Consider the following 14,384-nt stretch of genomic DNA (forward strand, 5'->3'; position numbering starts at 1 on the left):
GAGGAATTGTATTCAGCTTTAGTTGAAATTAACCAACGCCCACGAAAATGTTTAGGTTACAGAACAGCTTTTGAGGCACTGTTGAATGAGTTTTAAAAAAGTTGCACTTATTATTGCAATTCATCATAAAAACTTGGCCAAATTGACCAAGTTGATATATTGAAAAATTAGAGATTTTTTTTCTTTTTAGCCTTTTTGCTGATAGTAACATCAAGTCCGCCGATGCTCTTTAAAAGTGTTTGGTTAAGCTCAAAATCGTGTACATCAGACTTAAGATCGACTTCATACACTAAATTCAATTTCTCGTCTTGCTGGCTACTGGCGAGAGAAATCAAGTCATAGGTGGTACAGAGCTTTTTAAAAACAGTCAGTAGTTTACTTTCGATATCAGGCTGCTGAGTCACTGTCAGAGTTAAGAGCCGCCGTGTTTGACTGTCCGAGATAGCTTTTGTGCGTTCTAATACAAACCAGATAAACAGAAGAAAAAGGGTAAAAATGCTTGCTAACACAAGGAATCCCATACCCGAAGCTAGGCCGATAATCATGGATAGAAAAATCGCAAGCAGTTCACGTGAGCCACTGGTCGCAGAACGAAATCGGATCAAGCTAAAGGTTCCTGCGACGGCAACACTGGTTCCTAGATTGCCGTTGACCAGAAAAATAACGAGCGTTATAAGGCTGGGAAGCAGGGTTAGTGTCACGACAAATTCTCGTGTATAAAGAGTACGGTATTTGTAGACCCAAGACAGACAGCTTCCTAAAATCAGACTGACTAAAATGGCTAAAACCAGCATACTAGCATTAACGGAGGGGGGGTTATCTGTTGGGAATACTGAATTAAATAAAGTTGCTAACATACTGTTCTCCTTTAGAGTTTAAATAGGGTTAATGGGAAGTCCCTGTGATTTATGATAGGCAGTATTATATTTTGAAAAATGGCATTCCTTGATGCCGTATTTGTCGAGAATGGACTGAAGCCATTCAGGCATATTACCTGGAGCTTTGATTTCCATAATGACCTGATTGTCATCCAAAAGAGGATAGCCATGATGCCCTTCAAACATAGTGACGTGTTCATCACGGTAGGTAATATGCTGATCAATAGTGACACGTATCTTTGTATAGGGGTAGCCTTTGATGGTGTGCTTTTCTTTAAGTGAGTAACGATCGTAGTAGATAAACATACGGGGGATAAGATTTTTATAGCGTTCACGCAGGGTATGGATTTCTTCCACAATGTGGGGATCTGTGATGTGTTCATCAGAAATTCCTTGAGTAATAAGTTTTGTTGCAGACAGTGGATTGGAAACCAAACGGAATTTATGCCCGATACCTTCGGAATCTTTTTTCTTAATTTCCAAAAAGACTTGGCTGTCTGGCTGCGGGTTAGAAATATAGGTGCGCAGACGAATCTTTTCACGATTGTGTCTGTGGGCGATAGAGTCCTTAATAATTTCAAAATTACCGTTGTCAAAATAAATATTAGTAATAGTTGAAGTTGGATAGTCGTCCTCTACCAGATAAATTTTTAGGTCCTTGATTAAAGCACCTAATTGCTCTTTATTAACCATGTACTTGGTTTCAATCCGTTTAAAAGTAGTTTGCAATTCTTTGATCATACCGCTGTCGCTCCTTAGTAATTAGTGGTGCCTAGTATAGCAGGGACGTCTTACGAACTAATTAAGGTCATTTTTGAGTTCTATTGCGATATTAACCAATATCTTACAAATATTAGGAAACTGTGTAACCTTCTAATAAACAATTAATAATTCTTTCGCGACAGCTCCTAGCAAATCTAGGCGCTAAGTGGAGCATCCTGTAAGAGTTTTCCCTATCGGATGCAGATAATACCAGTTATTTCCGAACATTAATTTATTAATTTTTTTGAAAAATGCGTTTTTTGTCTAGCTCTGCTATAATAAAGTCATAACAATCTTTAAGGGAGTCACTATGAAATCTGATATCCAAATTGCTCAGGGTGTAGAGTTGCAACCAATTGCTGAAATTGCTGAACAGGTCGGTATTGATACCGATGATTTAGAATTATACGGTAAGTACAAGGCCAAGCTTTCCTTTGATAAAATACAGGCAGTAAAGGCTAATCCACCAGGGAAGCTGATCTTAGTGACGGCCATTAATCCCACCCCGGCTGGTGAAGGAAAATCAACGATCACAATCGGGCTAGCAGATGCTCTTAATAAAATTGGTAAGAAAACTATGATTGCCCTGCGTGAACCATCACTAGGACCAGTGATGGGAATCAAGGGTGGTGCTGCTGGCGGTGGCTATGCTCAAGTTTTACCCATGGAAGACATCAATCTGCACTTTACAGGAGATATGCACGCCATCACAACGGCTAATAATGCTCTATCGGCCTTGATTGATAACCACCTGCATCAGGGAAATGCGCTGGGTATCGACCAGCGTCGTATCATTTGGAAGCGTGTGGTCGACCTCAATGATCGTGCCCTTCGCCATGTAACAGTCGGACTTGGAAGTCCAATCAATGGAGTTCCGCGTGAGGATGGCTTCGATATTACGGTAGCCTCAGAGATTATGGCTATCTTGTGTTTAGCGACAGATGTGCAGGATCTTAAAAAACGCCTTTCCAACATTGTAATTGGCTATCGCTTTGACCGCAGTCCCGTTTATGTCAGAGATTTAAAGGTTGAAGGTGCTCTGACCTTAATTTTAAAGGACGCCATTAAACCTAACCTTGTCCAAACGATTTACGGTACTCCTGCCTTGGTTCATGGAGGACCTTTTGCCAATATTGCCCATGGCTGTAATTCTGTTTTAGCGACATCGACAGCTTTAGGACTGGCTGATTATACGGTGACTGAGGCCGGATTTGGGGCTGATCTCGGTGCGGAGAAATTTCTAAATATTAAGACTCCTAATTTGCCAACGCAACCAGATGCGGTAGTTATTGTAGCTACTGTTCGCGCCCTCAAGATGCACGGTGGTGTGACCAAAGCAGAGCTTGCTAAAGAGAATGTTGAAGCTGTCAAGTCGGGCTTTGCCAACCTCAAACGTCATGTGGAAAACATACGTAAATTTGGTTTGCCAGCTGTTGTGGCCATCAATGAATTTGTCTCAGATACATCGGCGGAGATTGCTGCTGTGAAGGAGCTTTGTGATAGTATTGGTGTAGCGGTTGAGTTGGCTAGTGTCTGGGCTAATGGTGCAAATGGCGGACTTGAACTTGCTCGAGCCGTCATTAAGACTGTTGAGCAGGAGCGGGCCGATTACCAAAGTCTCTATCATGACGATGATCGTTTAGAAGAAAAAATTAAAGCAATTGTTACCAAGATTTACGGCGGTCGTAAGGTCGTCTTTGAAAAGAAAGCCAGAACTCAACTGAAGCAATTTGTTGATCTGGGCTGGGATAAACTGCCTGTTTGTATGGCTAAGACGCAGTATAGTTTCTCTGATAATCCAGCTCTGTTAGGAGCGCCGGATGATTTTGAGATTTCTATTCGTGAATTTGTTCCTAAGACTGGTGCTGGCTTTATCGTCGCTCTGACAGGTGATGTGATGACCATGCCAGGTTTGCCCAAACAGCCTGCAGCTCTCAATATGGATGTGGCAGAAGACGGTACGCCGCTGGGATTGTTTTAAGAGCTGGGCCTTATAGTTTTTACGATATCGGTTGCTAAAAGAGGTAAATCTTTGACTTTTATTAATTAAAAGGTTAGACTAGATGGAGTATTAAGTTTTGAGTCATGTAGTTGCTTACCTCTGGCCTCTAGGTTTATTACGAGTAAAGAGGAAAGGAAGTGCGGTTATGACACAAGGAACTGTGAAATGGTTTAATTCTGATAAAGGATTTGGCTTTATTACTAGTGAATCAGGTGAAGATGTTTTCGTACATTTTTCAGCTATTCAAGGTGATGGTTTTAAGACCCTAGAAGAGGGTCAGGCAGTAGCATTTGATACCGAGCAAGGTCAGCGCGGACCTCAAGCTGCTAATGTTACGAAAGTTAACTAAATAAAAAGGAGTCGCAGGCGTAAGGCTGCGGCTTTTTACGTAGTGGAATTGAGACAAATAGCCATGAAGCTTGATAAAATAGGATCGTAATAATTTTAACAAATTGGTGCTCCTTGATAATCCAGACCATACGCTGATGGTATCGGGCTTGCTGTATCTCAATACAAACTGCGCTGTACCAACTGAGTATTCGAGATTTTCATAGAGAGTGTGTCTATATGGGGGTGGGGCGTGCCAAGTTTTATTTTGGTCTTGCTTTAGGTGGTATCTATTGCGCAAGCATTGGTTACCAGCTGCTGTGGTTCTGCTGAACTTAGCACCCCCCATTATTTTATGGAGGATTTTTTATGCAAACCTATGATGTTATTGTTATTGGCTTTGGGAAGGCTGGTAAAACTCTGGCAGCTAAGCTTGCTGGTCAGGGAAAGTCTGTAGCCATGGTTGAAAAAGATGTGACCATGTATGGTGGTACCTGTATCAATATCGGTTGTATTCCGACAAAGGTTTTGGTTCATGCGACGCAGATGGGGCATGATTTTACTGAAGCTATGGCCGAGAAAACAGCAGTGGTCGAACGTTTGCGGGCAAAAAATTTCGCTATACTAGATGGGGCGCCGACTGCTGATGTTTACAATGCCAGCGCAAAGTTTGTGGCCAATAAGGTTATCGAAATTACCAGCGGTTCTGAAACGAAGCTATTAACAGCAGAGGTTATTGTTATTAATACCGGCTCTGTTCCCAATCTTCTTCCGATTGCAGGATTATCAGAGGCAGAACAAGTCTATGATAGTACTGGTATTCAAAATCTTAAAGAGCAGCCTAAACGTTTGGGCATTATCGGCGGTGGTAATATTGGACTGGAATTTGCCAATATTTATGCGCAGTTGGGAAGTCAGGTAACCGTTTTTGATCCCCAGAAGCGTATCTTTGCGCGTGAGGAAGCGGAGCTTTCACATATGGCACAGGGATATATGGAAGAACAGGGAGTTCAATTCCAACTGGGGACGGTCATTTCTAACGTTTCCAACCGCGGACAGGCTGTTGTTATTACGACAGAACTCGGTGATTTTGAATATGATGCTGTTCTTCATGCAACAGGGCGGCGGCCAAATACAGATAAGCTTGGCTTAGAGAATACTGATATTGTCCTGACTGAGCGTGGGGCTATTGAGGTGGATGACTTTTGTCAGACTTCTGTACCCAATGTTTTTGCGGTAGGAGATGTCAATGGCGGCTTGCAGTTTACCTATGTTTCTCTGGATGATTTCCGTATTGTCTATGGCTACTTAAACGGTGACAGTAGTTACTCTAGACGCAACCGACATCATGTTCCTAATGCTACCTTTATCAATCCTCCTTTGGCACGTGTCGGTATTGACGAGGCAACAGCCAAGGAGAAGGGACTGAACTACAAGGTTAACAGCTTGCCAGTTGCCGGAATGCCTCGCGGTCATGTCAATGGCGACTTGCGTGGCATGTATAAGGTTGTTGTTGATGCAGACAGTCAAGAAATTTTAGGTGCTACCTTATTTGGACAAGAAGCACACGAACTGATTAATCTGATTACCATGGCTATGGATAACCATATTCCTTATACTTATTTCCAAAAGCAAATTTTTACCCATCCAACGATGGCAGAGAATTTAAATGATGTTTTTAATCTATAGAAAATGAGAGTGGGATAAAAGCTTTCAACATTGTTATTTAAAGTTATAGCAGCTTGATGCAGTGACTGATTAAACCTTCATCTCTTGGTCTGCAGGCGATAGCTGAAACAGCCCACTGAATTTTTAGGTTGACCATAAAAGCAAGGACGTTACTCAATATACTAGGGATGAGCTGAATTTTATTCGACTTATTTCCAACCTTAAAAGACCTCCTAGATTTTTTGAGATATGCGGGGTGGGATTATAAAATCGATTTCTGCGAAATTACGATTTTTGTCCCACTCCCATTTTTTAAGCCAATCTTGTGGTATAATAAATTCACGCTATTATTGTGAAAGGGGAGATTATTATAGACGATTCAAATAAAACAGTACGTTTGTTGGACAGGGGGCGTAGGAGCCTCCTGAGGGGTATTTTTAGCCGTACCACCGTCATTATTTTATTACTTATCCTGCAATTATATGTTATTGCAGCGACTTACGTTTGGTTTGCAGATTATCGTATCCATATCGAAGTTGTTGATGCTATTATTGCAACTATTTCTGTACTTTATCTGGTTAACAGTCGGATGGACAGTACCGCTAAACTCACTTGGATGTTGGTGGTTATTCCCTTGCCGATTTTAGGAAGTCTCTTTTTACTCTATACTAAGATCGACTGGGGATTTACAAATATGAAGCGTCAAATCAAGAGCAACATCAACAAGACGATTCCCTATTTGCATCAAAATGAATCTGTATTAGCGGAGCTGAGGACCTCTCACAGTACCGCCTACAACTTGGCGAATTATCTCAATTTTGCCGATAATCATTACCCTATTTATAAGAACAGTCTAGCCACCTACTTTCCATCAGGTGAAGCTAAGTTCGCTGAGCTGAAAAAGCAGCTGCGTCAGGCTAAGCATTATATTTTTATGGAATACTTCATCATTGATGAGGGCCTCATGTGGGGGGAAATTCTTTCTATTCTAGAAGAGAAGGTCACCGAAGGTGTAGAAGTACGGGTTATGTATGATGGAATGATTGAAATGACTACTTTGAGTTTCGATTACAGTAAACGCCTAGAAAAATTAGGTATCAAAGCCAAGTCTTTTGCCCCTTTGTCGCCATTTCTATCAACCTATTATAATTATCGGGATCATCGTAAGATTGTTGTGATTGACGGTGAAGTGGCCTTTACAGGCGGTGTTAATCTAGCGGATGAGTATATCAATGAAATTGAGCGGTTTGGCCACTGGAAGGATACAGCGATTATGATTAGGGGTCAGGCTGTCGACACTTTCACAATCCTCTTTCTGCAGATGTGGGGAGCAATTGAAAAGACGACCGAAGTCAAGCAATATCTGGGGGATCACGAGCTTCACCTTCCAACAGATGGTTTTATTATGCCTTATGGTGATTCGCCTTTGGATGATGAGAAAGTAGGGGAGAATGTCTACATCGATATTCTCAACCAAGCGCGCGATTATGTGCATATTATGACCCCTTACCTGATTTTGGACAGTGAAATGGAGCATGCACTCAAGTTCGCAGCTGAGCGGGGGGTAGATGTCAAGATTATTATGCCAGGGATTCCTGATAAGGTTATTCCTTATTATCTAGCTAAGACTTATTACAAATCTCTCATGGATTCTGGTGTCAAAATCTTCGAATACGATCCTGGATTTGTTCATGCAAAAGTCTTTGTCGCTGATAATACAAGAGCAACAGTTGGCACTATCAATCTGGACTACCGCAGTCTTTACCACCATTTTGAATGCTCGGCTTATCTCTATCACTCGTCGGAAATTCCTAAGATTGAGCGTGATTTTCAAGATACCCTAAAACAGTGCCATCAAGTGACTGTTGAGACTTTGAGTGACCTACCGTTTTCTGTCAAGGCCATTGGAGCTGTGGTCAAGACTATTGCCCCCTTGCTCTAAACTTTAGGCTGTGTTATAATAGGCACATGCGATGAGTCGATATGGTCTGAAGACCATGGACGCTAGGGAGGTCATTAACGCAAGGAGCGGACCTTGATAGTCTGTGTGAACCATTCTATCACGCTTGAAACAGTGCCCTTATCTCCTGCTTTTTAGCAGGGGATTTTTTTATGGATTCAAACTGACTTTTCTAGAGGGAAGAAGTCAGAGAATCCCTCTCTAAGCTCTTAGTTAGTAAGATTTTGCGTTTCCAATCATTGATGCTTTGTACGATTAAAATATTCTTTAGTGACGATTTATCCAGCTTGAAGTAGATGAGCTGGGTTCTGACTAATCTATTTTGCCCCTTTTCATTCCTTTGGAAAAGGTGTATAATAAGAGGTACTATAAATTTTTAGAAAATTATGAACGTTGTTCATTCAGAAAGGTCTAAACTTATGGGATATACAGTAGCGATTGTCGGTGCTACAGGTGCCGTGGGAACACGTATGATTCAGCAGTTAGAAGCGTCTACCTTGCCAATCGATAAGGTACGCCTCTTGTCTTCCAGTCGATCAGCGGGCAAAGTTCTACAATATAAAGAACAGGATATTACGGTGGAATTGACGACAGAAGACTCCTTTGAAGGAGTTGATATCGCCCTATTTTCGGCTGGAGGTTCTGTATCGGCTAAGTTTGCCCCTTATGCTGTTAGGGCAGGAGCTGTAGTAGTGGACAATACCTCGTATTTCCGTCAAAACCCTGATGTTCCTTTGGTTGTTCCCGAGGTTAATGCCCATGCCTTGGAAGCTCACAATGGCATTGTTGCCTGCCCTAACTGCTCGACTATTCAGATGATGGTAGCTTTAGAGCCTATCCGTCAGAAATGGGGGTTAGAACGTATTATTGTTTCCACTTACCAAGCCGTTTCAGGTGCAGGGCAATCGGCTATCAATGAGACAGAACGTGAATTACGTGAGGTTTTAAACGACGGTAGGAAGGCTAAGGACGTGGAGGCTCATATTCTGCCAGCTGGTGGTGACAAAAAGCACTATCCAATTGCCTTTAATGCCCTAGCGCAGATCGATGTATTTACCAAAAATGACTATACCTACGAAGAAATGAAGATGACCAATGAGACCAAGAAAATCATGGAAGATGATGCCATTGCAGTCTCTGCAACCTGCGTGCGCATTCCTGTTTTGATGGCTCACTCAGAGTCTGTTTATATTGAAACAAAAGAAGAAGCGCCGATCGAAGAGGCTAAAGCTGCCATTGCGGCTTTCCCTGGTGCTGTTCTTGAAGATGATGTAGCCAACCAAATTTACCCGCAGGCGGTCAATGCGGTAGGTTCACGCGATACCTTTGTCGGCCGTATTCGTAAAGACTTGGATGCTGAAAAAGGCATTCATATGTGGGTCGTTTCTGACAATCTTCTCAAGGGAGCTGCTTGGAATTCCGTGCAAATTGCAGAAAGCTTGCATGAACGCGGCTTGGTTCGTCCAACAAGAGATTTAAAATTTGAATTGAAGTAATTATTTGTCCAAGCCAGTCTCGCAATGGGACTGGTCTTTGGCTATAGGAGGGCAATCAGGTATGCTCAAGCGCTTGCCTGGTTATCTAGCTTTCTTAGCCTGGATATCCTTGTAGTAGAGATTTACAGTTACTACCATTGCCTAGGTGATTTTTTCTCAACCTCATTTTGTATTATCCTAGATTTAAGAGGAAAGGAATAGGAATGTTATGTCTATTGAACAATTAAGACAAGCAAAACTGATTACGGCTATGATTACGCCGTTTAATTCGGATGGCTCTATTAATTTTGATGCTTTGCCAGGTCTTGTAGAGCATCTTCTGGCCCATCATACTGAAGGGATCCTTTTAGCGGGTACAACAGCCGAAAGTCCAACCTTAACCCATGATGAGGAATTGGAGCTCTTCAAGGCTGTTCAAGATATTGTTAAAGGGCGCGTGCCTTTGATTGCCGGTGTTGGTACGAATGATACCCGCGATTCTGTTGATTTTGCTAAAGAAGTCGCAGCTTTTGGAGGATTCGCGGCTGGTTTGGCGATTGTCCCTTACTATAATAAACCTTCACAAGAAGGAATGTATCAGCATTTCAAAGCTATTGCTGATGCTAGTGATTTACCCATTATCATCTATAATATTCCCGGCCGTGTTGTTGTCGAGATGGCGCCGGATACTATGCTTCGCCTAGCTGAGCATCCCAATATTATCGGAGTGAAAGAGTGTACGAGCCTTGATAATATGGCCTATCTCATTGAGCATAAACCTGATGATTTTTTGGTTTATACAGGTGAAGACGGTGAAGCCTTCCACGCTATGAATATTGGTGCTGATGGTGTCATCTCTGTTGCCTCTCACACCAACGGAAATGAGATGTATGAGATGCTGCAGGCGATTGAGCACAGCGCTATTGCAAAGGCAGCAAGTATCCAGCGTAAATTTATTCCTAAGGTCAATGCTCTCTTTTCAGTGCCGAGCCCAGCACCTGTTAAGGCTGTTCTCAATCACCTTGGTTTTGAGGTCGGTCCTTTGCGCCTGCCTTTAGTTGCTTGTACTCCAGATGAAGCTAAGCGAATTATCAAGGTTGTTTTAGAAGAGGACATTGAGGCAACGCGTCAGACCGTGACAGGTGTAGTGCGCCCAGATTATTAAAGTGGATATGGGGCAAAAAGCTTGACAAATAGGCTTAACACCCGCATAATGTAGTTAAGATTAAAAGGAAAAGAGGCGATTTAATGCAAATTACCAAACGCAGCGGTCAGGTTGTTGAATTTGATCCGGATAAAATCTATCAAGCCATGCTTAAGGCTGCTCAGTCTGTTTATGTTCTTGACGACAAGCTTCGTCAGGATTTAGCAGAAGTGACTAAGAAAGTTGTGATTGATTTGGAAGAAGCCCATGCTGACCGTCCGACTATCAGTATGGTACAGTCGCAAGTTGAAAATCGTCTCATGGATGCGGGTTATATCAATATTGCAGAACATTATATTTCTTATCGCTTGCAGCGTGACCTAGAGCGAAACGGTTATGGCGATCAAATTGCTGTGCATCTGCGTTTTGAAAAGTTAAAATAAAATAGAAGAAGCCTAAGGAAGAATTGAAACTGCCTTAGGCTTTTTGATAGAGTTTGATTAGTTTTTCAATATTAGAAGCAAGGGTTTCGTCGTTGGCTAGATAGAGGTAGGGGAGAGGGGCTGATTCTATTTGGTTATTAGGATTAATAACAGGGATGTGGGCTTGTTTAAAAATAGGGAGTTTTGCACTTGGAAGAGCAATGCTAAGGAATTTAGGTCCTATCTGATAGTCCAGATCTTCTGGTAAGGCTTGGCAGAGTGATCGAGCATTTGCTAGGCGGGTATGGAAAAAATGCTTGAGACTATTGAGATTTTTTGCGAACATACCATTATCTAAGTAGAGTGATAAGGCTTTTTGCATAATTAAACTGGTATCATAGTCCATGAGTTTTTTATAAGCAAGAAAGCCGGGCATGAGAGCTTGAGGAAGAACAGACATCCCTAAGCGTAGAGCTGGAAAAAGTGTCGTGGAAAAGGATTTTAGGTAGATAACGCGCTCATGCGTATCATAGTAGTGTAGGGGCAAATCACCTGTTTTTGTGAAATCTCCCATATAATCATCCTCAATAATGTAGACATCATAACGATGGGCCAATTCGACTAGCCGCTCTTTTTCTTGAGAGTTGTAAGAAAGTCCCAGAGGGTTGGAGATGCGAGGAATGGTATAAAAAAATTTAATGGCTTGATGTTTAAAGAGCTCTTCCAATTTCTGAAGATCCAAACTGTTAAAATGCCTTTCAATAGTCTTATAATCCAAGCCTTGCTGTCTAACTAAAGTATTCATGCGGTGGTAAGTGGGCTGCTCTAGGAGAATGGTGGATTTCTTATTTGGGAAGGCCATTTGTGATAAGATATAGAGGGCTTGCTGAGTTCCTGAAGTAACAACCAGCTGATTGGTTTTAGTATAGATGTCGCGTTCAAAGAGATGCTGCTGCAAGGATTCTAGCAGTTCAGTCAATCCTTGCTGCTGGTGGTAGTAGTTAAAAAGGTACGTTTCCCGTCCTACCAAGGTTTCTGACAGACAAGTTTTAAAGTCTTGGTAAGCACGATTATTGTAGTCTTCCAAACTAATAGTTATGGGAGGAGTGTCATCCTCTTGTCCCAATCCCTCTAGCACATAGTAACCGCTCTTAGGAACAGCATAGATGAGCTTTTGGAATTTAAGTTCAAAAAGGGCCCGCTGGGCTGTATCTTTGCTGCAGTTAAATTCTTGACTGAGTTGACGGATTGATGGAAGTTTGTCTCCTTTTTTCAGGATTCCTTCCTCAATTCTCTGAAGAATAGTTTGGATAATCATTTCAAATTTGCTAATCATAATCTGTCCCCATACAGTTTTTCTATAATCTTATTGTAACGCAATTTATTTTGATGTACAATAGGAGCAGTTCAATTAAGTGAGTTTAGGTTAAATGTAGGGTGCAGAACCGCTAATACCGTTCTTTCTTGCTCAGAATTAGGAAAAGCAAGGAGAAACTTGTAGCTCAATGCTATTCTTGTAGAAGCAAGGCTCTATAATTAAGCAGATGTAGCAGGTATGCTCTTTCTTGGTATTTTGGTTGGCCTTTTATTGAAAGATGATCTATGACTCTGCGAGACTTGATAGCTGGACTATCTACTCAATTAAATCTAGTATCATGGGGCGAGATAGCAATGTGCTGTCCTTAGTCTAGCTCTAACTTTTCATGAGTGCAGAAGCTACTAGTGAGTATTATAAGAACTGGTGGAGGGAGCTTTCCTCCTGCTGCGATAGGTTTCATGGCTTTTCAACAACTTCATGGCTATCCAGTCAATCTCTTAAAAAAGTATTAAGCTACTAAAATGTTTAATGATTTTGAATAAATAAGTTGCTTCAAACGTAAATAGATTAATAGCCAAGAAAATTTATTTTTGTTTGTAACATAACTAAAGCAGCAGCTAAAGCTTTCAAATAGGGAAATAAAGAAAGAGATTATCGGAAAATGGCAGCTTCTCCTGCTCTTTTTTTAATCTTTTTAACAGGATTTTAAAATTACTGCCCTGCATTTTTTAGGAATATTCAGGTATAATAAGACTATTATTAGAATTAACTGAGGAAACAGATGATGACTATTCAATGGTTTCCTGGGCACATGTCCAAGGCTCGACGGCAAGTTCAGGAGAATCTTAAATTTGTAGATTTTGTAACGATATTAGTGGATGCAAGGCTACCCCTATCCAGTCAAAATCCTATGCTCAATAAAATTGTCGGCGATAAGCCCAAACTTCTGGTTTTAAATAAAGTAGATTTAGCTGATCCTGCTATTATTAAAGAATGGCAGGAGTACTATGGCAAGCAGGGAATTCTGACCTTGTTGATTAATGCTAAGGAGCAGTCGACGGTTAAGAAGTTGACGGATGCTGCTAAACGATTGATGTCAGCAAAAATCGAACGCTTACAAAAACGTGGTATTAAAAGGGAAACCTTGCGCACTATGATTATTGGAATTCCTAATGTTGGTAAATCTACCTTGATGAACCGTCTAGCGGGGAAAAAGATTGCAGTTGTTGGGAATAAACCAGGTGTTACCAAGGGGCAGCAGTGGCTCAGGACCAATAAAGATTTAGAAATTCTCGATACACCTGGTATTCTTTGGCCTAAGTTTGAAGACCAGTTAGTTGGTTTAAAATTGGCTCTGACTGGGGCAATTAAGGATAATTTGTTGCCTATGGATGAGGTGACAATTTTTGGACTTAACTACTTTAAGACTTATTATCCTGAACGTTTGTTGGAGCATTTTAAGGGCATTGATTTGTCTGAAGATGAACCGGATATTATCATGGAGATGACGAAAAAACTAGGTTTTCGTGACGATTATGATCGCTTTTACAACCTTTTTGTCAAGGAGGTGCGTGATGGCAAATTAGGACGGTACACCTTAGATAGGGTTAGTGATAACAATGGCAACGATTAAGGAAATCAAGGCTGAACTGGCCACTGTTAATGATTTAAATGACGTTATTTTTACCGAGTTGGCTCACGATAAGCGTTCCGGTGTTCAGGCAGCTGTCCGTAAGCATCGAAAAGCGTTGAAAGCGCAGATTCAGGAAGCGGAGCGCTTGGAGCAGATGCTGACTTATGAACGTGCTCTTTATGCTAAGGGAATAGAGCTTATTGCCGGTATTGACGAGGTTGGCCGTGGGCCCTTGGCTGGGCCTGTTGTAGCTGCGGCGGTTATTTTGCCCCCTAACTGTAAAATCACGGGTCTTAATGACAGTAAGAAAATCCCCAAGTCTCAACATGAAATACTTTACAGGCAGGTAGTAAAGCAGGCTTTAGCTGTTGGTATTGGCCTACAAAATAATGAGGTCATTGATCGCATTAACATTTATCAAGCTACGAAGTTGGCTATGGCGGATGCCGTTACTGAACTTGGGCTTCAGCCTCAACACCTGCTGATTGATGCTATGACATTGGATACTGGGATTGAACAGACTGCTATTATCAAGGGTGACGCCAACAGTCTCTCGATCGCGGCAGCCTCCATTGTTGCTAAGGTAACACGTGATCGTCTGATGGCGAATTATGATAAGCAATTTCCCGGTTATGGTTTTGCCAAGAATGCGGGTTATGGGACCAAAGAGCATCTGGCTGGTTTAGATAAGCTGGGGGTTACTTCGATTCACCGCAGGACTTTTGAACCTATTAAATCGCTTGTGTCCCGTCAATAAATCGCAGTTAAAGCAATTGAAGATAGTAGAGGTAGAGG

At 41.7% G+C, this 14,384-nt stretch carries 12 protein-coding genes and 1 pseudogene; 10 read left to right on the top strand and 3 right to left on the bottom strand.

The window, feature by feature from the left end:
* Positions 1–96, top strand: a pseudogene (locus AC4HAO_RS02095) (IS30 family transposase); the annotation flags it as partial.
* A gap of 71 nt (positions 97–167) precedes the next feature.
* Here the strand turns inward: AC4HAO_RS02095 and AC4HAO_RS02100 are convergent.
* Together AC4HAO_RS02100 and AC4HAO_RS02105 are read right to left on the bottom strand one after the other, a co-directional pair.
* Positions 168–857, bottom strand: coding sequence for a DUF4956 domain-containing protein (locus AC4HAO_RS02100; protein ID WP_491134430.1), 690 nt, complete (start codon positions 855–857; stop codon positions 168–170).
* Between the two features lie 18 nt (positions 858–875).
* On the bottom strand, positions 876–1,619 hold the full coding sequence (locus AC4HAO_RS02105) for a polyphosphate polymerase domain-containing protein (protein ID WP_491134432.1): 744 nt from the start codon (positions 1,617–1,619) through the stop codon (positions 876–878).
* Positions 1,620–1,950: 331 nt separating this feature from the next.
* Between AC4HAO_RS02105 and AC4HAO_RS02110 the strand changes: the two genes are divergently transcribed.
* The 7 genes from AC4HAO_RS02110 to AC4HAO_RS02140 all read left to right on the top strand — a co-directional run bounded on the left by AC4HAO_RS02110 (position 1,951) and on the right by AC4HAO_RS02140 (position 10,659).
* Positions 1,951–3,621 carry a formate--tetrahydrofolate ligase gene (locus AC4HAO_RS02110; protein WP_491134433.1) on the top strand — a complete coding sequence of 557 codons (1,671 nt, stop codon included), beginning with the start codon at positions 1,951–1,953 and terminating at the stop codon, positions 3,619–3,621.
* Positions 3,622–3,787: 166 nt separating this feature from the next.
* Positions 3,788–3,991, top strand: a complete 204-nt coding sequence (locus AC4HAO_RS02115; protein WP_447452272.1) for a cold-shock protein — start codon at positions 3,788–3,790, stop codon at positions 3,989–3,991.
* Positions 3,992–4,338: 347 nt separating this feature from the next.
* Positions 4,339–5,658, top strand: a complete 1,320-nt coding sequence (locus tag AC4HAO_RS02120; protein WP_491134434.1) for an FAD-containing oxidoreductase — start codon at positions 4,339–4,341, stop codon at positions 5,656–5,658.
* 403 nt (positions 5,659–6,061) lie between these two features.
* Positions 6,062–7,579, top strand: a complete 1,518-nt coding sequence (cls, locus tag AC4HAO_RS02125; protein WP_491093910.1) for a cardiolipin synthase — start codon at positions 6,062–6,064, stop codon at positions 7,577–7,579.
* A 437-nt stretch (positions 7,580–8,016) separates the two neighbouring features.
* Positions 8,017–9,093, top strand: coding sequence for an aspartate-semialdehyde dehydrogenase (locus AC4HAO_RS02130; RefSeq protein WP_491093894.1), 1,077 nt, complete (start codon positions 8,017–8,019; stop codon positions 9,091–9,093).
* Between the two features lie 208 nt (positions 9,094–9,301).
* The gene (gene dapA, locus AC4HAO_RS02135) at positions 9,302–10,237 is read left to right on the top strand and encodes a 4-hydroxy-tetrahydrodipicolinate synthase (protein WP_491134435.1); all 936 of its coding nucleotides are present in this window, start codon (positions 9,302–9,304) and stop codon (positions 10,235–10,237) included.
* Between the two features lie 83 nt (positions 10,238–10,320).
* Positions 10,321–10,659 carry an ATP cone domain-containing protein gene (locus tag AC4HAO_RS02140; RefSeq protein ID WP_447452276.1) on the top strand — a complete coding sequence of 113 codons (339 nt, stop codon included), beginning with the start codon at positions 10,321–10,323 and terminating at the stop codon, positions 10,657–10,659.
* Between the two features lie 34 nt (positions 10,660–10,693).
* Here the strand turns inward: AC4HAO_RS02140 and AC4HAO_RS02145 are convergent, their stop codons facing one another.
* Entirely contained in the window at positions 10,694–11,974 is a 1,281-nt protein-coding gene (locus AC4HAO_RS02145) for an aminotransferase-like domain-containing protein (RefSeq protein ID WP_491134436.1), read from the bottom strand.
* Between the two features lie 763 nt (positions 11,975–12,737).
* Between AC4HAO_RS02145 and ylqF the strand changes: the two genes are divergently transcribed.
* Together ylqF and rnhB are read left to right on the top strand one after the other, a co-directional pair.
* Positions 12,738–13,589: a ribosome biogenesis GTPase YlqF gene (gene ylqF / locus AC4HAO_RS02150; RefSeq protein ID WP_491134437.1), complete on the top strand. Its 852-nt coding sequence runs from the start codon at positions 12,738–12,740 to the stop codon at positions 13,587–13,589.
* Positions 13,576–14,346, top strand: coding sequence for a ribonuclease HII (gene rnhB / locus AC4HAO_RS02155; protein ID WP_491093898.1), 771 nt, complete (start codon positions 13,576–13,578; stop codon positions 14,344–14,346). The genes ylqF and rnhB overlap by 14 nt, the downstream gene beginning before the upstream one ends.
* Positions 14,347–14,384 lie beyond the last annotated feature (38 nt).

It is taken from the genome of Streptococcus sp. ELY_137, from assembly GCF_058314515.1.